This is a genomic window from Oharaeibacter diazotrophicus (genome assembly GCF_004362745.1).
Taxonomy (GTDB): domain Bacteria; phylum Pseudomonadota; class Alphaproteobacteria; order Rhizobiales; family Pleomorphomonadaceae; genus Oharaeibacter; species Oharaeibacter diazotrophicus.
In genome coordinates this window covers 227,301-247,183 of sequence record NZ_SNXY01000006.1, presented here as the reverse complement: position 1 = coordinate 247,183, position 19,883 = coordinate 227,301, and the positions used below count along the sequence as shown (strand labels likewise).

Below are 19,883 nucleotides of genomic sequence, written 5' to 3'. Positions count from 1 at the left end.
CATGCGCAAGCTCACGCTCGGCCTCGTCGCCGCGACCCTCGCCCTCGGCAGTTCCGCGGCCCTCGCCCAGGAAGGCACCGTTTCCGGCGCGGCCGGCGGCGCGGTGACCGGCGCGATCGTCGGCGGCCCGGTCGGTGCGGCGGTCGGCGGCGTCGCCGGTGCCGCGCTCGGCACCATCCTGGCGCCGCCGTCCACCGAGATCCGCGAGGTCGTGGTGGCGCAGCCGGCGCCGTCGGTGGTCTACGAGGGGCAGGTCGTGGTCGGCCAGCCGCTGCCGCAGGTGGTCGCGATCCAGCCGGTCCCGGGTTACGACACCTACGGCTACGCGATCGTCAACCAGCACCGCGTCATCGTCGACCCGCAGACCCGCACGGTCATCGAAGTGGTCGACTGACGGACCGGGATCGCCGCGACCGAGAGGGCCGCCGTCTCCCCACGGAGACGGCGGCCCGCGTGCGTTCGGCCCTGGCCTCGCCCACCCCGGGCGAACGCTTACCGCGGGCCTCTCCGCTTGACGGGCGACGGCGGTTGCGGTGAACCGGTCTGGCGACGGACGGGTCGATCCCGCCGCGCCCGCGCCGCCGGAGCCCGCCGCCCATGAAGCCGATCGTCACGCTCACGCTCAATCCCACCATCGACGGTTCCGCCGAGGCCGAGGCGGTCCGTCCCACCCACAAGATCCGGACCTCCAACGAGAACTACGATCCCGGCGGCGGCGGCATCAACGTCACCCGGGTGATCAAGGAACTCGGCGGCGAATCGATCGCGGTCTATCTCGCGGGCGGCTCGACCGGGGGCGTGCTCGACGAGCTGCTCGGCAGCCGCGGCATCGCCCGGCGGCGGATCCCGATCGCCGGCACCACCCGCGTCAGCCATCTCGTCTACGAGAAGTCGACCGGCCTCGAATACCGCTTCATCGCCGAGGGACCCGAGGTCAGCGAGCGCGAGTGCCAGAAGTGCCTGCAGGCGCTCGAGGACCTCGACTGGGACTGGCTGGTCGCGAGCGGCAGCCTGCCGCGCGGCGTGCCCTCGGACTTCTACGTCCGCCTGATCGACCTCTGTGCCGCCCGCGGCGGCAAACTCGTGCTCGACACCTCCGGCGAGCCGCTGAAGCTCGCCCTGGAGCGCGGCGGCCTCGCGCTGGTGAAGCCCAGCCAGGGCGAGTTCGAGAAGTTCCTCGGCCGACCGCTCGGCTCGCCCGAGGCGATCGCCGCGGCGGCGGCCGAGGCGGTCGCGGCCGGAAAGTCCGAGATGATCGCCATCACCCTCGGCCACGAGGGCGCGGTGCTCGCCACCCGCGAGGGCACGGTGTTCCTGCCGGCGCCGAAGGTCGAGGCCAAGAGCACGTCGGGCGCGGGCGACAGCTTCGTCGCCGGCATGGTGCACGCCCTCGCCCTCGGCTGGCGGCCCGACGACGCCTTCCGCCTCGGCATCGCCTCGGGCACCGCCGCCGTGCTCTCCACCGGCACGCGGCTCTGCCGCCGTATCGACGTCGACCGCATCTACGGCGAGATCCGCCGTACCAGCGCGCCTTGATCAGGACGCGCAACGGCCCGGCCGGATCGCTCCGGCCGGGCCGCGTGTGTTTCCGACGATCGCGCCGGCGTCAGCGGCAGTAGTGCCGCGCGCCGTCGTAGCCGAGATAGGTGCCGCTGCCCGGATCGAACGAGCGGTACTTCGCCGAGCAGTAGGCCACGTAGCCCGACGAGCCCGGCGGATAGCCGCCGGCCGACGGCACGCGCCCGATCGAGCCGGTGACCTGCGGCGCGGACTGGTTGGCGATGATGCCGCCCGCCAGCGCGCCGGCGGCGAGGCCGAACAGCGCGGCGGCGCCGAGGTTGCGGCCGCTGTCGTGGTGATGATGACGACGGTACCAGCGACGATAGTCGTTGTCGTTCCAGCGCCCGCGACGCCAGTCGCGATAGCCGTCGTCGTGGCGATTGTTCTGGTAGTAGCGCTTGATGTAGAGATCGCGGTCCTGCGCGACGGCCGGAGCGATGCCGACCGGGGCCAGCATGCCGAGAGCCAGAACGGCGCAAGTCGCGCGGCGGAAGTTGGGCGACGACATCGTGGACGTCCTCCTGTCAGGTGTCGAATTGATCCGACCGTTGCAAGGTCATACAGGATCAACGACGCTCGACTGCCGGACGTTCCTTGCCGGAAGCGTAAAAACATCATCACGGCGCCGTGTCCCGTACGCTCGCGGGAACTTCGGCCGTGCCGCGGCGGTTGGGGCCGCGTCGGGGGGCGATCGAACGGGGACGACCCGATGCGACGCTTGGCCATCCTCGACGGGATGCGGGGCTATTTCCTCGTGTTCATGATGCTGAACCACCTGACCTTCGAGGGTGGCTACCGGCTGGTGCGGATCAACCACGGCGAACTCGGCTACGTCCAGGACGCCCAGGGTTTCGTGTTCCTGTCCGGCCTCCTGGTCGGCATGGTCTACGCCCGCACGATGGCGAAGCGCGGCTTCTCCGCCGTGCGCGAGAAGATCCACGGCCGCGCCTTCGAGCTCTATCTCTACGCGCTCGGCTGCCTGCTCGCGATCGGCCTCGCCGGCGTCGTCCTGCCCGGTCCGCAGGACTACTGGAAGGACTGGCTCTGGCAGCTGACCGACGGCAACCCCGGCTTCGCCGCCGCCGCGGCGCTGCTGCTCTTCCAACCGACCTATCTCGACATCCTGCCGCAGTACATCGTCTACATGATCGCGGCGCCCTTCCTGGTGCGCCTCGTCGTCGAGGGCCGTGCCGCGACCGTGCTGGCGGGATCGCTCGCCCTGTGGGCGCTGGTGCAGTTCGGCCTGCACCTGCCGCTGGCGAACGCGCTCGACGCCGCCATGGCCGCCGCCTGGCCAGGGCTGATGCTGCGCGCCCATTTCAACGTGCTCGCCTGGCAAATCGTGTTCGTCTCCGGGCTCGTCGCCGGCGCGCTCACTGCCAGCGGCGGGATCGACTGGAACCGCGTATTCGACCCGGCCCGCCCCGGTCCGGCGCTGGCGGCCCTCGCCGTCGTCGTCCTGTTCGCGGCCTACCGCCTCGGTTTCACCTGGGGGCTCGTGCCGGACGTGCTGGCCGAGCGCTTCGCCCGGCTCGACATGCGGGGCGAGTTCAGCGCCGTCTACCTCCTGAACTTCGCCGCCCTCGGCTATCTCGTCACCTGGACGATCGTCGCCGGCGGCCGGCGCGAGCGCGGCGTCGCGCCGGCCGCCGGACGCACGCTGCGCCGGCTGTTCGAACTGCCGTTCCTGCGCCTGATCGGGCGCAACTCGCTGCAGGTCTACGCCTATCACGCGGTGGCGATCTACCTGCTGCGCGCCGCGACGGCGCACCATCCGGTCGAGGGCGAGGTCGCCAAGACGGCGGTGGCGCTCGCCGCGGTGGCCTCGCTGGCCCTGCCCGCGCTGTGGTGGGAGCGGCGGGCCGAGCGTGCCAGGCTCGCGGCGGCGGGGGCGTGACATCGAGGTCGTGAGGTTCCGACCCGTGGTCGGGGTCTCGCGAACGAGAAGCGCCCGAACGGGCGCCGGCCGAACGGCCGAAACCTCCCGGATGCCCGACGCGTCGGGCGTTCGGGAGAGGGAGATGAAAACGCTCGCGGCACCCGGAGGGGGCTTGCCCCGGGTGCCGCTCGCGCTGGCTGCGACGTCACGAGACCGGGTCAGGCGGCGGTATCGAGCAGAGTGCGCAGCGAAGGGTGGAGGTCGGGACTCTCCTCGGCGAGGAAGCGCAGGAGCGCCCGTTCGTTGGCGTGGATGACGCCGTCGCGGCCGATGCGGTCGGCGAGCCAGCGCACCTCGTCGGCGGTGACCGCCTCGGCGGCGCGGCTCTCGGCCTCGAGGGCGCGGATGCGGCCGGCGTAGAGGTCCTCCTCCTCGCCGCGGCGCCAGGCCGACCACACGGTCTTCAGCCCGTTGGAGAGCAGCGCCGACATCATGTCGCCGAACAGCGCGGTGACGCCGCCGCTCGGTGCGTCGAGCCAAGCCTCGCGGCGCAGCGCCTCCTCGCGGGAGAGCACGGCGTAACCGCGTGCCGCCATCAGGAAGTTCGCCACCGCCTTGACGAAGAGATCGGACCACGACGGGTCGTTGTCGGCCTCGCTGGTGCGGTCGTTGAGGTCGAACAGGACCTCGGCCTCCTCGCGGGTGATGCCGACGGTGCGCTCGCCGCCGTAGGCGTAGAGGACGCGGCGGATCAGAGCGACCTCGTCGGCGCCGATCACGCCGGGTTCCAGCTTGCGGCCGCGGGCGAGCGGACCGTCGCCGTCGACGACCGCGGCCGCGACCTGCCTCAGCGCGAAGGCGGACAGCGCAGCCGGCACCTCGGTGGCCACCTCGACCACACGGACCAGCGCCTCGAGTTCCGAGGCGGTGCGCACGATGCCGTCGCGCGCGATCGCCGCGGTGAGCCATGCCGCGGTGTCGGCGGAGACGTAGCCCTCCGGCGCCTCGCGGCGGACGACGTAGTCGACCACGGACTCGACGAAGAACTCGGTCCATTCCGGGCAGGTTTCGGCGGCGGCCTCGTCGAGGGCGAAGGCCCACTCGGCCTCCTCGCGCGAGACCACGGCGTCGCCGTAGACGGTCGCACGCAGGCGGGAGACGTCGGCGGGGCCGATGGCGCGGCGTTCGACCAGGGTGGCCACCGCGGGGGGCATGGTGGAGACGGTCATGGCGAGCGGTCCGGAATCCTTCAATTCGGCCCGATTCATAGCCGAGAAGGTTCACCCGCCGCTTAAGAGGCGTCGTTAACGTTTCCTGAACGCGCCGGCGCCTCAGCGCCAGAGCGTCAGCCGGGTGCCGTCGAACATCGCGCCCTCGTAGACGCCGGTCGGCTGCGCGACCAGCGTCACCACCGGGCGGCGCTCGAAGTCGTAGAGGATCAGGCCCTCGGGCGTCGGGGTCCACAGCGCGATGCGCGCCAGTTCGACGGAGGTGCAGCGCCGCGTCTTGGCGGTGTGGTCGCCGACGGCGTTGCGCGAACCGAGATCGACCATGCAGACCCGGTCGCCGGCGCGGGCCAGCGTCCACGGCCCGAACAGGCCGGCGGCCGGATCCGGTTCGGGCGCGGGGGCGAGTTCGACCGTGCCGACGCCGATCCCGACGCCGCCGAGCGGGCCGGCGAGGCCGGCCGAGGACGTGGTGGCGGTCACGGTGGTGCCGTCGACGTCGGCGCTGCTTCCGCCGGAGGCGCAGCCGCAGAGCGCGGCGAAGAGGGGCGCGAGGAGGACTGTGCGGAGGGTCATCGTCGGCAGGGTCCGGGTCTCGTGCGCGGGGGACGGGCGGCGTCTCTGGACCGAACGCGAGCGAGTGCTAAGCGTTCCGCGCGGCGGGCGCAAGACGGCACCGTCCACGCGATGGCGGCTCTGCAAAAAACGCGCATCCCTGCTGACGAAGGCCGCGCCGGTTCGTATAGCTGGGGAAGGAGGCCCCCGATGACGGACACGACGACACCGCCGCGCGATTTCGAGACCCTGCGCGCGGCGCTGATCGAACGACGCGACGCGCTGCCCAAGCGCCTGACCCAGGTGGCGGCCTTCGCCATCGACAATCCCGACGACATCGCCTTCGGCACCGTCGCCGCCATCGCGGCCGAGGCGCAGGTTCAGCCCTCGACCCTGGTGCGTTTCGCCCAGGCGCTCGGCTACGCCGGCTTCTCGGACATGCAGAAGGTGTTCCGTTCGCGCCTGCGCGAGGGCGTCGTCGACTATCGCGAGCGCCTCGACGCCCTGAAGTCGCGCGAGGAGGCCTCGGGCCCGGCCGGTCTGGTCGAGGGTTTCGCCGAGGCCGCCGTCTTCTCGCTGACGCGTCTCCGGCAGAGCCTCGACCCGGCCGCCTTGGAGCGCATCGTCGACATCCTGGTCGGCGCCGAGACGATCTACGTGATCGGCCAGCGCCGCGCCTTCCCGGTGGCGAGCTATCTCGCCTACGCGCTCTCGAAGATCGGCGTGCGCAACATCCTGGTCGACAACGTCGCCTCGATGGCGCCGGAGACGCTGCGCTTCGCCACCGCCGCCGACGCGCTGCTCGCCGTCAGCTTCACCCCCTACGCACCGGTGACGGTGGAACTCGCGCGCGACCTCGCCGCCCAGAAGGTGCCGATCGCCGCCATCACCGACAGCGCCTTCAGCCCGCTCACCCAGGTCTCGTCGGCGTGGGTGGAGATCGTCGAGGCGGATTTCGGCGGTTTCCGCTCCGTCGCCGGCACCTTCGTGCTCGCGATCGCCCTCGCGGTCGCGGTCGGGGAGCGGCGCCGCGCGGCGGTGTCAGGGTGACGTCAGTCTCATCACGTAATGTTCACCCCCGGAGGGACGTGGCCGTCTTGCCCGTGCGACGGGCGATTGCCACCATCCCCGCGGCCTCGGCCAAATCAGGATCCGGAGGGAGACCATGACGATGAAGCGTACCATCCTCGCCGCTGCGGGCCTCGCGGCCGCGTGCCTCGCCTGCCTCGCCACCGTGTCGGTCGCCGAGGAGGATCCGCGGCACGTGCGCGAGGAACTGATGGAAGGCGTCGGCAAGGCCGCCAAGGTGGTCGGCCCGATGCTGCAGGGCAAGGCTCCCTTCGACGCCGCCGCGGCCGCGGAGGCCTTCACGCTGATCTCGAAGAACGCCGCCGACTTCCCCAACCACTTCCCCGCGGGCACCGACACCGGCAAGACCGAGGCGCTGCCGGCAATCTGGGAGAACAAGGCCGACTTCGACGCGCGCGCCAAGAAGCTCGCGGACGACGCCGCCGCCGCCGCGACGGCCTCGGCCGCCGGCGAGGACGCCTTCAAGGCCGCCGCCGGCACGGTGATGTCGAACTGCAAGGGCTGCCACGAGAAGTACCGCAAGCCGTCCTGATCCCCGGCCCGCAACCGCGGGGACACCCCTTCGCACCGAGAGCCCGCCCCCCTGTGGCGGGCTCTTTGCTTAACGGCTCCTTGTCGGGCTCGTCGCAACTGCGCATTTGCGAGTATCCGGGAAACCCTCAACCTCGAATACGTCCGATGTCGCTACGGCTTCACTGCGCATTCCGAGCGTTTCAGCCTATGTTCCCCCCGAGCGTGTGATCGGCACGACGACATCGGTAGGTGACACTACGTGCCAGCCGAAACTACCGGCGATATTAGTACGGTCAATTCGCGGTGTTTACTGGCGCTTAAGGGCACGGGCCCAAATGTCACCGTGTACGACCTAGGTCGGGAAAGGTGGGGGAAATGGCACTCTTCGGCACGAACGACGCCCAGGCGATCCTGGACGCCTTCGGCAAGTCGCAGGCGATGATCGAATTCGCTCCGGACGGCACGATTCTGACCGCGAACGCGAACTTCCTCGCGGCGGTCGGATACTCGCTCGACGAGGTGAAGGGCAAGAACCACTCGATGTTCGTCGAGTCCGGCTATCGCGAGAGCGCGGAGTACAAGCGCTTCTGGGACGAACTGCGCGCCGGCAAGTTCCAGATGGCCGAGTTCAAGCGCATCGCCAAGGGCGGGCGCGACGTCTGGATCCAGGCGAGCTACAACCCGGTGTTCCGCGGCGGCAAAGTGGTGAAGGTCGTCAAGATCGCCACCGACGTCACCGCCGCCAAGCTCAACGCCGCCGACATGGCCGGCCAGCTCGCCGCCATCGACAAGGCGCAGGGCACCATCGAGTTCGATCTCGACGGTACCGTGCGCACCGCCAACAAGAACTTCCTCGACGTGGTCGGCTACCGCCTCGACGAGGTCAAGGGCCGGCACCATTCGATGTTCGTCGATCCCCGCGATCGCGACAGCGCCGAGTACCGCGGCTTCTGGGCCGCTCTCGCCCGCGGCGAGTTCCAGGCGGCACGCTACAAGCGCGTTGCCAAGGGCGGGCGCGAGGTCTGGATCCAGGCGAGCTACAACCCGATCCTGGACATGAGCGGCAAGCCGTTCAAGGTGGTCAAGTTCGCCACCGACATCACCCGCGAGGTCGCCGACCAGCTCCGCCGTCAGGAGGCCCAGCGCGCCATCGACGTCGAGATCGGCGGCGTTGTCGACACCATCTCGCTGGTCAACGCCGAGGCGACGTCGGCCGCGGCCGCGTCGACGCAGACCTCGGACAACGTCCAGGCCGTCGCCGCCGGCGCCGAGGAACTGTCCGCGTCGGTCAACGAGATCACCCGCCAGGTCACCCAGGCGCGCCAGATCTCGACGCACGCCGTCGAGGAGGCCGACCGCACCAACGTCATCGTCTCCGGTCTGTCGACCGCGGCGCAGCGCATCGGCGACGTCGTGCAGCTGATCCAGAACATCGCGGCGCAGACCAACCTGCTCGCCCTCAACGCCACCATCGAGGCCGCCCGCGCCGGCGAGGCGGGCCGCGGCTTCGCCGTCGTCGCCTCGGAGGTGAAGAGCCTCGCCAACCAGACCGCCAAGGCCACCGAGGAGATCAGCGCGCAGATCAACGCGGTGCAGGACACCACGAACGGCGCGGTCGGGGCGATCAGCACGATCTCGTCGACCATCGTGAAGATCAGCGAGATCTCCGCCGCGATCGCCTCGGCGGTCGAGGAGCAGTCGGCCGTGGCGGCCGAGATGTCGTCGAACATGCGCGTCGCCGCCGACGGCGTCGCGACCATCTCGCAGAACATGAACTCGATCGCGAGTTCCACCCGCGCGATCGACGGCGCCACCCGCAAGGTCCGCGAGGCCTCCGCGGCGCTGCGCTGAACCCGCCGGCTTCCCCGGAAGTTCGGTCCGGGGCCGCCGACGTCACCCTTCGCCGCGTTCGCGGCGGAGCCGGGCCCAGTAGTCCAGCCGCTTGCGGATCTCGCGCTCGAATCCGCGTTCGACCGGCTGATAGAAGCTCTGCCGGCCGAGCTTCTCCGGAAAATAGTCCTGCCCCGAGAACGCGTCCGGCTGATCGTGGTCGTAGCGGTAACCGGCGCCGTAGCCCTCGCCCTTCATCAGCTTGGTCGGGGCGTTGAGGATGGTCTTCGGCGGCAGCAGCGAGCCGTGCTCCTTGGCCGTCCGCATCGCCGCCTTGAAGGCGGTGTAGACCGCGTTGGACTTCGGCGCCGTCGCGACGTAGACGACCGCCTCGGCGATCGCGAGTTCGCCCTCGGGCGATCCGAGCATCTCGTAGGCGGCGCAGGCGGCGTTGCAGATCGGCAGCGCCTGCGGGTCGGCGAGGCCGATGTCCTCGACCGCCATCCGGACCACCCGGCGCGCCACGTAGAGGGGGTCCTCGCCGGCGTCGAACATGCGGCAGAGATAGTAGAGCGCGGCGTCGGGATCGGACCCGCGCACCGACTTGTGCAGCGCCGAGATCAGGTTGTAGTGGCCGTCCTGGGCCTTGTCGTAGACCGGGGCGCGGCGCTGCACGACCTCCTGCAGCGTCGCCGCGTCGAACACCTCGCCCTCGGCGGCGGCGCGCCAGACGTCCTCGGCCAGCGTCAGCACCGAGCGGCCGTCGCCGTCGGCCATGCGCACGAGCGCGGCGCGGGCGTCGTCGTCGAGCGGCAGCGGCCGGCCCATCACCGCCTCGGCGCGCGCGAGCAGCGCCGCCAGCGCCGCCTCGTCGTGCGGCTTGAACACCAGCACGTGCGAGCGCGACAACAGCGCCGCGTTGAGCTCGAAGGACGGGTTCTCGGTGGTCGCGCCCACCAGCGTGACGGTGCCGTCCTCCATCACCGGCAGGAAGCTGTCCTGCTGGGCGCGGTTGAAGCGGTGGATCTCGTCGACGAACAGCAGCGTGCCGCGCCCGGTCTGCCGGCGCATGCGAGCGGCGTCGAACAGTTTCTTGAGATCGGCGACACCGGAGAAGATCGCCGAGGTCTGCTCGAAGGCGAGATTGGTCTCGCGCGCGAGCAGCCGCGCCACCGTCGTCTTGCCGGTGCCGGGCGGCCCCCACAGGATCAGCGACCCCAGCGACCCCGACTTCAGCATCCGCGTGATCGTGCCCTGCGGCCCGACCAGATGGTCCTGGCCGACCACGTCGGCGAGGCTCTCCGGCCGGAGCCGGTCGGCGAGCGGCCGGAGCCGCTCGGCTTCCGGCACCGGCGCGGAGAACAGGTCGCTCACCGGAACGCCATCCGGATGATGCGGCCGCCGCGGTCGATCGTCAGCCGCCACAGCATCGGCTCGTCGGCGACCACGGCCTGGAGCTGCGCCGTGTCCGCGACCTCCGCGCCGTTGACCGCGACCACGATGTCGCCGCGCGCGAGACCGACCCGGGCCGCCGGCGAGCGGCGGTCGATGTCGGTGATCACCACGCCGGTCTGGCCGCGGTAGGGCAGGCCGATCCGGGAGGCCACCGCCGGCGACAGGTTCGCCACCGTCGCCCCCTGGAACGGCGACGGCCGGTCGATCGTGACCTCGGCGCTCGGGATCGTCTCCGGCGGCGCGATCAGGCGCACGGTGACGTGGCGCTCGCCGCCGTCGCGGTTCAGCGTCAGGTCGACCTCGTGGCCGACGCCGCGGGTGGCGAGGCGATAGTTGAAGACGCGCGGATCCGAAACCTCCAGGCCGTCCACCGCGGTGACGAGGTCGCCGACCTCGAGGCCCGCCTCGGCCGCCGGGCCGTCGGCGGTGACGCCGGTGACCAGCACGCCCTGGGGACGGTCGAGGCCGAGCGTCTCGGCGATGTCGGCGGTGACCGGCTGAAGGTCGGCGCCGATCCACGGCAGCTCCACCGTCGAGCCGCCCTTGCGGGCGCTGTCGATCACGACGCGGACCATGTTGGAGGGGATCGCGAAGCCGATGCCGTTGGAACCGCCGCCGCGGGTGAAGATCGCGGTGTTGATGCCGACCAGCCGGCCGTCGACGTCGACCAGCGCGCCGCCGGAGTTGCCGGGGTTGATGGCGGCGTCGGTCTGGATGAAGAACTGGTAGTCCGAGATGCCGACCTGGCTGCGCGCGAGCGCCGAGACGATGCCCTGGGTCACCGTCTGGCCGACGCCGAACGGGTTGCCGATGGCGAGCACGAGGTCGCCGACCTGGACCTGGTCGCTGTCGGCGAGGTCGATGGTCGGCAGGTCGCCCTTGGGGTTGCGGATCCTCAGCACCGCGAGGTCGAGCTGCTCGTCCTTCAGCACCACGTCGCAGTCGAACTCGCGGCGGTCGGCGAGCGCCACCTTGACCTCGTCGCCGTCGGCGATGACGTGGTTGTTGGTGACGACGAGGCCGCCGGCGTCGACGATCACGCCCGAGCCGAGCGAGGTCTGCGGCCGGCTGCGCCGCGGTGCCGGGAACGCATCGCCGAAGAACTGGCGGAAGAACGGGTCGTCCATCATCGGCGACGCCTGGGTCTGGCGCCGGCTGATCGCGTAGACGTTGACCACCGCCGGGCCGGCGTGGTGCGCCACCGGCGCGAAGGTCAGCCGCACCTCGCCCGCGCTCGTCGGCACCCGCGCCTCCTCGGCCCGCGCCGGCAGCCCGGCGGGCGCCGCCAGGGCGGCGACGAGGGCGACCGCGATCATCCGCATCCCGAACCGCATGAATCGGTCTCCGTTGTCCACGATTTCCCGTCGGCGGCTATGTAGGCGTCGCATCGTGGCGAAGAAAAGGGAATTTCGCGCCTGCGCGCCCCGGCGGGGGCCCGGGCGGCGGCGCCTCGGCTATCCTCGTGGCCTCGACGATTCGGATGCCCCGCCATGACGGCCCCGACCACACCAGACGACCGCCGCGCCGAGGCTGCGGGCCATCTCCAGGCCGGCCGCCTCGCCGAGGCCGAGGCGCTCTACCGCGCCCACCTCGACGCCGTCGGCGCCGCCGAGGCGCTGCACGGCATCGGCGGCGCGCGCCTTGCCGTCGGCGACGCCGCCGGCGCCCTGCCCTTCCTCGAGGCGGCCGCCGCGCTCTCTGCCGAACCGCGCTTCGCCTACAACCTCGCGCTCGCCGAGGCCCGTCTCTGCCGGACCGCCGCCGCGGTCGCGCGGCTCCGCGCCCTCGTCGCCGCCGCGCCGGACTACGTGCCGGCGCCGGTGCAACTCGCCGACCTCCTGGCCGCCTCCGGCGACACCCGGGCCGCCGCCGACGTCCGCGGTCGGCTGGTCGAGCGGGCGATCGGCGCGCGCGCCGACCGGGTCGTCGCCGACGGTCTCGCCGCCATCCTCGCCGGCGGTATCCCGCCCGAGAACTGGGCGACCATCGCCAACATGCTGCGGATCGGCGGCCGGGAGGCCGACGCCGCCGCGCTCGTCGACCTGCGCCTCGCCGTCGCGCCGGACTGCCTGCGCGCCCGCCTGATCCGGGCGATGAACCGGCTCGCCGTGATCCACGCCTCCGAGGACGAGATCGACCGCCGCCGCGCCCTCTACGCCGCCGACCTCGCCGAGCTCGACGCCCGCGTCGCCGCCGCCTCTCCCGCCGCGCGCGCCGCCGCCGCCGCCGAGGTGGGCGGCGCCAAGCCCTTCTTCCTGTCCTACCAGGGCCGTGACGACACCGAACTCCAGCGCGTCTACGGCCGCATCCTCGCCGCGCTGACCGCCGCCGCCCTGCCCGCCCCTGCCGCCCTCGCCGGCCGACCGGACGGCCGCATCCGCGTCGGCTTCGCGACGTCCTATTTCACGCTGCACTCGGTCTCGAAGTTGTTCCGCGGTTGGATCGAGCGGCTCGACCGCCGCCGCTTCGAGGTGATCGGCTACCAGTTCTCGCCCGACCGCGACCCGACCCGCGACGCCATCGCCGCGAGCGCCGACCGCTGGCGCTCCGGCAGCGCCTCGGCCGCCGAATGGCGCCGCGTGATCGAGGCCGACCGGCCGCACGCGCTGATCCACCTCGAGATCGGCATGGGCACGCTGTCGGTCCAGCTCGCGGCCCAGCGCCTCGCGCCGGTGCAGGCGATGGCCTGGGGCCATCCGGTCACCTCGGGCCTGCCAACGATCGACTGGTTCCTGTCGTCCGAGCTGATGGAGCCGGACGACGGCGCGCGCCACTACACCGAACGGCTCGTCCGCCTGCCGGGTCTGTCGATCTGCTACGCGCCGCTGCCCTCCGAGGGCGGCCGCCTGACGCGCGCCGGCCTCGGCCTTCGCGACGACGCGGTCGTCTACGTCTGCTGCCAGAGCCTGTTCAAATATCTCCCGCGCGACGACGCCCTCGTCGTCGCGATCGCCCGGCGGCTGCCGGCGGCGCAGTTCCTGTTCATCGGCGATCCCGCCGCGCCGACCACGGCGGTGTTCCGCGAGCGGCTGCACGGCGCCTTCGCCGCCGCCGGGCTCGACCCGCGCCGCCACGTGGTGATCACCCCGCCGGTGCCGCCGGACCTCTTCCCCTCGCTGCTCCACTGCGGCGACGTCTATCTCGACTCGGTCGGCTGGTCGGGTGGCAACACCACGCTCGAGGCCGTCGCCTGCGGCCTGCCGCCGGTGACGCTGCCGACCGGCCTGATGCGCGGCCGGCACACCACCGGCATCCTCTGCGCCATGGACATGCCCGAGCTGATCGCCGCCGACCGCGACGACTACGTCGCCAAGGCCGTCGCCCTCGCCGACCCCGCCCTCGACGCCGCCGTCCGCGCCCGCCTCGCCGACCGCCGCGCCCGGCTCTGGAACGACGAGCGCCCGGTCCGGGCGCTCGAGGACTGGCTGGACCGGGCGGTGCGCGAGGCGACCGGCTAGGCTGGCTACTTCAACGCCGCCGGCGAGATCGGGTTGCCGGTGACGTTGTCGACGATCGCATTGTTGCCGTAGGAGACGATGCTGCCCGCGTTGACGATGGTGCCGAAAAAGTTCGACCGCACCATCGTCCGATCGAGCGTCAGCGTCCCACCGCTACCGATCACGGCCGACGTCCCGTTGTTGACGATGGCGCTGTCGGTCGCCGTCACGACGATCGCGTTGGAATCCGATCCCTGCACCGAGACACCCGTGCCGTTGTCCGCGATGGTGGTGTCCGTCATCGCGACGAACTGGTAGGCGGCGGCCCCGCCCGATGCCTTGAGACCGACGCCTTCCGGGTTGAGGCCGTTGCCGGAGATCGTCACGTGGCTGAGCGTGACGGTCAGCGAGCCCGACGAGACACCCGAGGAGACGACGCCGTTCAGGTTGTCCGTCACGACGCTGTCCTCGATCGTGATGTCGCCTCCGGACGTCGGCACGATCGAGATACCCGTCTGCGTTCCCTGGACGAGCGACTTGGACACCAGCAGCTTGCCGGTGCCGACGAAGGCGATCCCGGCGTTGGCTGTGCTGCGGCCGTCGACGGTCAGGCCGCGCAGCACCACGGAACCGCCGGTCCCCGACAACTGCACCACGATCGGCGGCCCGTCTCCGCGTTCCACCGTGGCGATGCCCGCCCCGTCGTTCAGGACCGCGACCGACTTGGTGATCTTCATCGGGCCGTAGTTCCCCGGACCCGCCGTGACGACGATGCCACCGGGGATGGCGCGGCCGAGGGCGGTTTGGAACGTACGGCACGGCGTGGTGGGCAACCCGCAGTCCGCCGTGTCGGTGCCGGTGACGGCGACGACGACCCGGGCGAAGCCGGCGGCGGCGGCCGGAACCGCAGATGCCGCGAGGGCGGCGCCGAGGACGGAGAGGGCGACGAAATTCCGCATGCATGAAACTCCGAAGGAAATCGCTGATCGAAAATGGCCCCGCAGCGGCCGACGGCCACCGGGGGGTTCCGCGAGCTTACTGCAATTCGCCGCCGGCGTCCCCACCCCGGCCAACCGAGAAGGGCGGCCCCTTCCGCGACCGACCTTCTCCGTCAATCCCGAACCACCCGTCGGCCGATCGCGAGGCGACGGGGTGATGTCGGTTACTTCAGCGCCACCGGTGTGATCGGGTTGCCGCTGACGGGGTCGGCGATGGCGTTGTTACCGAAGGAAATGATGCTGCCCGCATTGGAGATGTATTTGGCGGACTCCGACCGCACCATCGTCCGGTCGAGCGTCAGCGTGCCGCCGGAATCGACTTCTGCTGACCGACTATTGTTGACGATGGCGCTGTTGGTCGCCGTCACCACGACCGCGTCGGCATCCGACCCCTGCACCGAGAGGGCCCATGTTGTTGTTGGAGATGGTCGTGTCCGTCATCGCGACGAACTGTTTGGCCCCAGTGCGACCGACAACCCTCAACCCGATACCGTCCCCGAAGTCCCATCTGGTGGCGGAGATCGTCACGTGGTTCAGCACGACGCTCAGCTGGCCCGGCGAGGCGCCCGAGGAAGCGACGCCGGTCCCGTTGTTCGTCACGAGGCTGTCCTCGATCGTGACGCTGCCGCCGAACTGCGGTGCGATCCTGATACCCATCTTCGATCCCTTGATGAACGACTTGGACACCAGCAGATGGCCGCCCGCCGCGAACGAGATCCCCGCGCTGGCTGCGTCGCGGCCGTCGATCGTCAGGCCGCGCAGCACCACAGGCCCGGAGTCGGGAACATTCACCTCGATCACCGGCTGCCCGGCTCCGCCTTCCACCATGGCGATGCCCGCCCCGTCGTTCAGGACCGAGACCGACTTGGTGATCTTCATCGTACCGTAGCTCCCCGGTCCCGCCGTCACGACGATACCGCCGGGGAGGACCCGCTCGAGGGCCTTCTGGAACTGGCGGCACGGTGTGGTCGGAAGGCCGCAGGAGGCGCTGTCGTGCCCGGTGGCGGCGACGACCACTCGTTCCAAGCCGTCGGCGGCGGCTGGAACCGCAGATGTCGAGAGGGCGACGCCGAGGACGGAGAGGGCGACCAAACTCCGCATGAACGAACCTCCGCTTGAAATCGCCGATCGAAAAACCCCGCCGCGGCCGACGGCCATCGGCGGGCTCCGCAAGTTTGCCGCAAGTTGCCGCCGGCGTACCCACCTCGGCCAACCGAGAAGGGCGGGCCCTTCCGCGACCGACCTTCTCCGTCCATCCCGAACCAACCCGTCGGCCGATCGCGAGGCGACGGGTGAAGTCGGTTACTTCAGCGCCACCGGTGTGATCGGGTTGCCGGTGACGGGGTCGACGATGGCGTTGTCGCCGAAGGAGATGATGCTGCCCGCATTGGAGATGTAGTTGGCGGACCTCGACCGCACCATCGTCCGGTCGAGCGTCAGCGTGCCGCCGGAACCGACTACGGCTGACCAACCATTGTTGACGATGGCGCTGTTGGTCGCCGTCACCACGACCGCTTCGGGTTCCGATCCGTTCACCGTGACGCCATAGCCGTTGCCGTTGATGGTCGTGTCCGTCATCGCGACGTGCTGGGCCGCCCCCGCGCCACCGACCTTCAGGCCGACACCGCTCTCCAAGGACCCGTTGTTGGAGATCGTCACGTGGATCAGCACCACGGACAGATTGCGCTTCGGGGAGCTCGAGGAAACGACGCCGTCCACGTTGTCCGTCACGACGCTGTCCTCGATCGTCACGGTGCCGCCGAACCGCGGTGCGATCCTGATGCCCGTCAGCGCCCCCTGGATGAACGACTTCGACACCAGCAGGTAGCCACCGCCCCCCGCGTACAAGATCCCGGCGCTGGCTGTGCCGCGGCCGTCGACGGTCAGGCCGCGCAGCACAACGGAATAGCCCTTTGCAATCTCGATCGCCGGCCGCCCGCCCTCGCCCTCCACCGTGGCGATGCCCGCACCGTCGTTCATGATCGCGACCGACTTGGTGATCTTCATCGCACCGTAGTTCCCCGGCCCCGCGGTAGTGATGATACCGCCGGGGAGGACCACCTCGAGGGCCTTCTGGAACGTGCGACAAGGCGTGGTCGGCAAGCCGCAGTAGACGTGGTCGCGCCCGGTGGCGGCGACGACGACCCGTTGGCTTTGAAAGGTTGCGGTGGCGGCGTGAACCGCAGATGTCGAGAGGGCGACGCCGAGGACGGAGAGTGCGACCAAACTCCGCATGAACGAGCCTCCGCTTGAAATCGCCGATCGAAAAAGCCGGGCCGCGGCCGACGGCCACCGCCGGGTTCCGGGAGGATACCACAAGTTGCCGCCGGCGTACCCACCTCGGCCAAACGAAAAGGGCGGCCCCTTTCGGGACCGCCCTCGTCGAACCATCGGAAATCCGCCCTCGGCCGATCAGGCCGCGACGGTCTCCTGGGACTCTTCGGCCTCGGCGCGGGCCTTGTCGGCGGCGCCCTTGGCGGCAACGTCGCGATCGACGAACTCGATCACCGCCACCGGCGCGGCGTCGCCGTAGCGGAAGCCGGCCTTGAGGACGCGGGTGTAGCCACCGGCGCGGTCCTTGTAGCGCGGGCCGATCACGTCGAAGAGCTTCTTCGCGGCGGCTTCGTTGTTCTGCAGTTCGGCGACGAGCTGGCGACGGGCGGCGAGACCGCCCTTCTTGGCGAGCGTCACCAGCTTCTCGACGATCGGACGCAGGTCCTTCGCCTTCGGCAGGGTGGTGACGATCTGCTCGTGCTCGACCAGCGACACCGCGAGGTTGGCGAACAGCGCCTTGCGGTGGGACTGGGTGCGGTTCAGCTTGCGGCCTGCATTACCGTGACGCATGGCCTTCTCCTATCGGTTGGTGGGCGCGACTCCCGTCGGGCCCGGCGTTCATGTTGGTAGGAGCCGGGAGGCGTTCCCCCGGCGGCCGGTCTCAGTAGTTGTGGTCTTCGTAGCGCTTGGCGAGCTCTTCGATGTTCTCCGGCGGCCAGTTCGGCACTTCCATGCCGAGGTGCAGGCCCATCTGCGCGAGAACTTCCTTGATCTCGTTGAGCGACTTGCGACCGAAGTTCGGCGTGCGGAGCATCTCCGCCTCCGTCTTCTGGATGAGGTCGCCGATGTAGACGATGTTGTCGTTCTTCAGGCAGTTCGCCGAACGGACCGACAGCTCGAGCTCGTCCACCTTCTTGAGCAGCGCCGGGTTGAAGGCGAGCTCCGGAACGGACTCGACCTTCATGTCCTTCTGCGGCTCTTCGAAGTTCACGAAGATCGCCAGCTGGTCCTGCAGGATGCGGGCGGCGTAGGCCACCGCGTCCTCGGGCTTCACCGAACCGTCGGTCTCGACCGTCAGGGTCAGCTTGTCGAGGTCGAGATCCTGGCCCTCGCGGGTGTTCTCGACGCGGTAGCTGACCTTGCGCACCGGCGAGTACAGGCTGTCGACCGGGATCAGACCGATCGGAGCGTCCTCGGGACGGTTGCGGTCGGAGGGCACGTAGCCCTTGCCGGTGTTGACCGTGAACTCCATGCGGATCTCCGCGCCCTCGTCGAGGGTGCAGATCACCAGGTCGGGGTTCAGGATCTCGATGTCTCCGACCGTCTGGATGTCGCCGGCGGTGACCACGCCCGGACCCGACTTGCGCACGACCATGCGCTTCGGACCCTGGCCGTGCATCTTGACGGCGATTTCCTTGATGTTCAGCACGATGTCGGTGACGTCCTCGCGCACGCCGGCGATCGAGGAGAACTCGTGCAGCACGCCGTCGATCTGAACCGCCGTCACCGCAGCACCCTGCAGCGACGACAGCAGAACGCGACGCAGCGCGTTGCCGAGGGTCAGGCCGAACCCGCGCTCGAGCGGCGAGGCGACCACGGTCGCCGTGCGCTTCGGATCGCGGCTCGACTGAACCTCGAGCTTGTTCGGCTTCTTGAGCTCTTGCCAGTTCTTCTGGATGCTCACGATGCTACCCTTTCCATGAGGGCGGAACGAAGGGGGGCCGCCTCCCGCCGATCGTTCCGCCGAACGGCCGCACCGGCGCGGACGGCCCGCGCCGGGGTGAACGCTGTCGCCGTCGTCAGACGCGACGACGCTTGCGCGGACGGCAGCCGTTGTGCGGAATCGGGGTGACGTCGCGGATCGACGTCACGAGGAAGCCGGCCGCCTGCAGCGCGCGCAGCGCCGACTCGCGACCGGAACCGGGACCGCGGACCTCGACCTCGAGCGTCTTGACGCCGTGCTCCGACGCCTTGCGGGCGGCGTCCTCGGCGGCCATCTGCGCCGCGTAGGGGGTCGACTTGCGCGAGCCCTTGAAGCCCATCGTGCCCGAGGACGACCAGGAGATCGTGTTCCCCTGCGCGTCGGTGATGGTGATCATGGTGTTGTTGAAGGTCGAGTTCACGTGGGCGATGCCCGACGTGATGTTCTTGCGCTCGCGACGGCGAACGCGACCGGCAGCTTCCTTGGCCATGCGATCTTTGCCTTCTTGCTTCGTCTTTCGATATCGTCACCGCCGTAATGCCAGCGGCTCCACCGGAGCGCACGCCAGGACCCGCGCACCGGAGATGTGATCCGGACGGAGAACCCGCCCGACCACCGGACACCCGACCCCGGGGTTCGTCCGGTCCCGGACCGGGCGCGGCCCGCGGGCCGCCACCTCGATCCGGACAGAGCCGCGCCGAATAGCGCGAGGCTCCGAAACGGCCAAGGCGCCGAGCGCGAGCGAACCCGCGACCCGACGCCGGGATCGGCCGATCCACGGAAGGGCACCGCCGGCATCGCCGGACCGGCACCCGCCCGTGGACGAGATCACTTCTTCTTGCCGGCGATCGCCTTCGCCGGACCCTTGCGGGTGCGGGCGTTGGTGTGCGTGCGCTGGCCGCGGACCGGCAGGCCGCGGCGGTGACGCAGGCCGCGGTAGCAGCCGAGGTCCATCAGCCGCTTGATGTTCATCGCGGTCTCGCGACGCAGGTCGCCCTCGACGGTGTAGTCGCGGTCGATCGTCTCGCGGATCTGCAGGACTTCGGCGTCCGACAGCTCGTTGACGCGACGCTCGGCGGGGATGCCGACCTTGGTCAGGATCTCCTCGGCGAACTTCGGGCCGATGCCGTGGATGTACTGCAGCGCGATCAGGACGCGCTTGCCGGTGGGAATGTTGACGCCAGCGATACGGGCCACTTCGTTCTCTCCTGTCGACGCGCCCCGGAGCCGTGGCCCCGGACGCTCCCTCCGCCGGTCGTGCCGGGGAGGTCTCGAATAGCTTGCTGCGGCCGCGCCGCGCCTCCCGCGACCGCCCCGATTCGGAGCGGAGCCCATGGGAAGACGACCCGATCGCAAGGGCAGACC

At 70.5% G+C, this 19,883-nt stretch carries 20 protein-coding genes; 7 read left to right on the top strand and 13 right to left on the bottom strand.

Annotated features, from left to right (window positions below):
* Window position 1: 1 nt before the first annotated feature.
* Entirely contained in the window at window positions 2–394 is a 393-nt protein-coding gene (locus tag EDD54_RS01335) for a DUF1236 domain-containing protein (RefSeq protein ID WP_126537297.1), read from the top strand.
* Between the two features lie 203 nt (window positions 395–597).
* On the top strand, window positions 598–1,536 hold the full coding sequence (locus tag EDD54_RS01330) for a 1-phosphofructokinase family hexose kinase (protein WP_126537299.1): 939 nt from the start codon (window positions 598–600) through the stop codon (window positions 1,534–1,536).
* 70 nt (window positions 1,537–1,606) lie between these two features.
* Here EDD54_RS01330 and EDD54_RS01325 read toward each other — a convergent pair whose 3' ends face one another.
* Window positions 1,607–2,068, bottom strand: a complete 462-nt coding sequence (locus EDD54_RS01325; protein ID WP_126537301.1) for a BA14K family protein — start codon at window positions 2,066–2,068, stop codon at window positions 1,607–1,609.
* 201 nt (window positions 2,069–2,269) lie between these two features.
* Here EDD54_RS01325 and EDD54_RS01320 point away from each other — a divergent pair, with 201 nt between their 5' ends.
* Window positions 2,270–3,457 (top strand): OpgC family protein, encoded by a 1,188-nt coding sequence (locus tag EDD54_RS01320; RefSeq protein ID WP_126537303.1) that lies wholly within the window; start codon window positions 2,270–2,272, stop codon window positions 3,455–3,457.
* A gap of 200 nt (window positions 3,458–3,657) precedes the next feature.
* On the opposite strand, the gene EDD54_RS01315 is transcribed toward EDD54_RS01320, so the two are convergent.
* Both EDD54_RS01315 and EDD54_RS01310 read right to left on the bottom strand, forming a co-directional pair.
* Window positions 3,658–4,668, bottom strand: a complete 1,011-nt coding sequence (locus tag EDD54_RS01315) for a hypothetical protein (RefSeq protein WP_126537305.1) — start codon at window positions 4,666–4,668, stop codon at window positions 3,658–3,660.
* A 102-nt stretch (window positions 4,669–4,770) separates the two neighbouring features.
* Window positions 4,771–5,241 carry an AprI/Inh family metalloprotease inhibitor gene (locus EDD54_RS01310; RefSeq protein ID WP_126537307.1) on the bottom strand — a complete coding sequence of 157 codons (471 nt, stop codon included), beginning with the start codon at window positions 5,239–5,241 and terminating at the stop codon, window positions 4,771–4,773.
* 189 nt (window positions 5,242–5,430) lie between these two features.
* Between EDD54_RS01310 and EDD54_RS01305 the strand changes: the two genes are divergently transcribed.
* The 3 genes from EDD54_RS01305 (at window position 5,431) to EDD54_RS01295 (ending at window position 8,673) form a co-directional block, all read left to right on the top strand.
* The gene (locus tag EDD54_RS01305; RefSeq protein ID WP_126537309.1) at window positions 5,431–6,270 is read left to right on the top strand and encodes a MurR/RpiR family transcriptional regulator; all 840 of its coding nucleotides are present in this window, start codon (window positions 5,431–5,433) and stop codon (window positions 6,268–6,270) included.
* A gap of 115 nt (window positions 6,271–6,385) precedes the next feature.
* Entirely contained in the window at window positions 6,386–6,841 is a 456-nt protein-coding gene (locus tag EDD54_RS01300; protein ID WP_126537311.1) for a c-type cytochrome, read from the top strand.
* Between the two features lie 356 nt (window positions 6,842–7,197).
* A complete protein-coding gene (locus tag EDD54_RS01295) occupies window positions 7,198–8,673 on the top strand; it encodes a methyl-accepting chemotaxis protein (protein ID WP_126537313.1) in 1,476 nt (491 codons plus the stop codon).
* Window positions 8,674–8,715: 42 nt separating this feature from the next.
* On the opposite strand, the gene EDD54_RS01290 is transcribed toward EDD54_RS01295, so the two are convergent.
* A complete protein-coding gene (locus EDD54_RS01290; protein WP_126537315.1) occupies window positions 8,716–10,026 on the bottom strand; it encodes a replication-associated recombination protein A in 1,311 nt (436 codons plus the stop codon).
* A complete protein-coding gene (locus EDD54_RS01285; RefSeq protein WP_245515608.1) occupies window positions 10,023–11,441 on the bottom strand; it encodes a DegQ family serine endoprotease in 1,419 nt (472 codons plus the stop codon). The genes EDD54_RS01290 and EDD54_RS01285 overlap by 4 nt, the downstream gene beginning before the upstream one ends.
* Window positions 11,442–11,597: 156 nt before the next feature.
* On the opposite strand from EDD54_RS01285, the gene EDD54_RS01280 reads away from it, so the two are divergent.
* Entirely contained in the window at window positions 11,598–13,565 is a 1,968-nt protein-coding gene (locus EDD54_RS01280; protein ID WP_126537317.1) for an O-linked N-acetylglucosamine transferase, SPINDLY family protein, read from the top strand.
* 5 nt (window positions 13,566–13,570) lie between these two features.
* Here EDD54_RS01280 and EDD54_RS01275 read toward each other — a convergent pair whose 3' ends face one another.
* The 8 genes from EDD54_RS01275 to rpsM all read right to left on the bottom strand — a co-directional run bounded on the left by EDD54_RS01275 (window position 13,571) and on the right by rpsM (window position 19,715).
* Entirely contained in the window at window positions 13,571–14,659 is a 1,089-nt protein-coding gene (locus EDD54_RS01275) for a right-handed parallel beta-helix repeat-containing protein (RefSeq protein WP_126537319.1), read from the bottom strand.
* 47 nt (window positions 14,660–14,706) lie between these two features.
* Entirely contained in the window at window positions 14,707–14,913 is a 207-nt protein-coding gene (locus EDD54_RS01270) for a hypothetical protein (protein ID WP_126537321.1), read from the bottom strand.
* Window positions 14,876–15,700 carry a right-handed parallel beta-helix repeat-containing protein gene (locus tag EDD54_RS01265; RefSeq protein WP_126537323.1) on the bottom strand — a complete coding sequence of 275 codons (825 nt, stop codon included), beginning with the start codon at window positions 15,698–15,700 and terminating at the stop codon, window positions 14,876–14,878. Before EDD54_RS01265 ends, EDD54_RS01270 begins: the two co-directional genes overlap by 38 nt.
* 144 nt (window positions 15,701–15,844) lie before the next feature.
* Complete coding sequence (locus tag EDD54_RS01260) at window positions 15,845–16,777, bottom strand: right-handed parallel beta-helix repeat-containing protein (RefSeq protein ID WP_126537325.1); 933 nt, start codon at window positions 16,775–16,777, stop codon at window positions 15,845–15,847.
* A 177-nt stretch (window positions 16,778–16,954) separates the two neighbouring features.
* The gene (rplQ, locus tag EDD54_RS01255) at window positions 16,955–17,386 is read right to left on the bottom strand and encodes a 50S ribosomal protein L17 (RefSeq protein WP_126537327.1); all 432 of its coding nucleotides are present in this window, start codon (window positions 17,384–17,386) and stop codon (window positions 16,955–16,957) included.
* Between the two features lie 91 nt (window positions 17,387–17,477).
* Window positions 17,478–18,500 (bottom strand): DNA-directed RNA polymerase subunit alpha, encoded by a 1,023-nt coding sequence (locus EDD54_RS01250; protein ID WP_126537329.1) that lies wholly within the window; start codon window positions 18,498–18,500, stop codon window positions 17,478–17,480.
* Window positions 18,501–18,615: 115 nt separating this feature from the next.
* Window positions 18,616–19,008, bottom strand: coding sequence for a 30S ribosomal protein S11 (rpsK, locus tag EDD54_RS01245; RefSeq protein WP_126537331.1), 393 nt, complete (start codon window positions 19,006–19,008; stop codon window positions 18,616–18,618).
* A gap of 338 nt (window positions 19,009–19,346) precedes the next feature.
* A complete protein-coding gene (gene rpsM, locus EDD54_RS01240; protein ID WP_126537333.1) occupies window positions 19,347–19,715 on the bottom strand; it encodes a 30S ribosomal protein S13 in 369 nt (122 codons plus the stop codon).
* Window positions 19,716–19,883: the final 168 nt, after the last annotated feature.

Excerpts from the sequence above, each read along its gene's own strand:
- EDD54_RS01335 (WP_126537297.1), top strand. The coding sequence starts at position 2 with ATGCGCAAGCTCACGCTCGGCCTCGTCGCCGCGACCCTCGCCCTCGGC.
- EDD54_RS01330 (WP_126537299.1), top strand. The coding sequence starts at position 598 with ATGAAGCCGATCGTCACGCTCACGCTCAATCCCACCATCGACGGTTCC.
- EDD54_RS01325 (WP_126537301.1), bottom strand. The coding sequence starts at position 2,068 with ATGTCGTCGCCCAACTTCCGCCGCGCGACTTGCGCCGTTCTGGCTCTC.
- EDD54_RS01320 (WP_126537303.1), top strand. The coding sequence starts at position 2,270 with ATGCGACGCTTGGCCATCCTCGACGGGATGCGGGGCTATTTCCTCGTG.
- EDD54_RS01315 (WP_126537305.1), bottom strand. The coding sequence starts at position 4,668 with ATGACCGTCTCCACCATGCCCCCCGCGGTGGCCACCCTGGTCGAACGC.
- EDD54_RS01310 (WP_126537307.1), bottom strand. The coding sequence starts at position 5,241 with ATGACCCTCCGCACAGTCCTCCTCGCGCCCCTCTTCGCCGCGCTCTGC.
- EDD54_RS01305 (WP_126537309.1), top strand. The coding sequence starts at position 5,431 with ATGACGGACACGACGACACCGCCGCGCGATTTCGAGACCCTGCGCGCG.
- EDD54_RS01300 (WP_126537311.1), top strand. The coding sequence starts at position 6,386 with ATGACGATGAAGCGTACCATCCTCGCCGCTGCGGGCCTCGCGGCCGCG.
- EDD54_RS01295 (WP_126537313.1), top strand. The coding sequence starts at position 7,198 with ATGGCACTCTTCGGCACGAACGACGCCCAGGCGATCCTGGACGCCTTC.
- EDD54_RS01285 (WP_245515608.1), bottom strand. The coding sequence starts at position 11,441 with ATGCGGTTCGGGATGCGGATGATCGCGGTCGCCCTCGTCGCCGCCCTG.
- EDD54_RS01280 (WP_126537317.1), top strand. The coding sequence starts at position 11,598 with ATGACGGCCCCGACCACACCAGACGACCGCCGCGCCGAGGCTGCGGGC.
- EDD54_RS01265 (WP_126537323.1), bottom strand. The coding sequence starts at position 15,700 with ATGGCCGTCGGCCGCGGCGGGGTTTTTCGATCGGCGATTTCAAGCGGA.
- EDD54_RS01260 (WP_126537325.1), bottom strand. The coding sequence starts at position 16,777 with ATGCGGAGTTTGGTCGCACTCTCCGTCCTCGGCGTCGCCCTCTCGACA.
- rplQ (WP_126537327.1), bottom strand. The coding sequence starts at position 17,386 with ATGCGTCACGGTAATGCAGGCCGCAAGCTGAACCGCACCCAGTCCCAC.
- rpsK (WP_126537331.1), bottom strand. The coding sequence starts at position 19,008 with ATGGCCAAGGAAGCTGCCGGTCGCGTTCGCCGTCGCGAGCGCAAGAAC.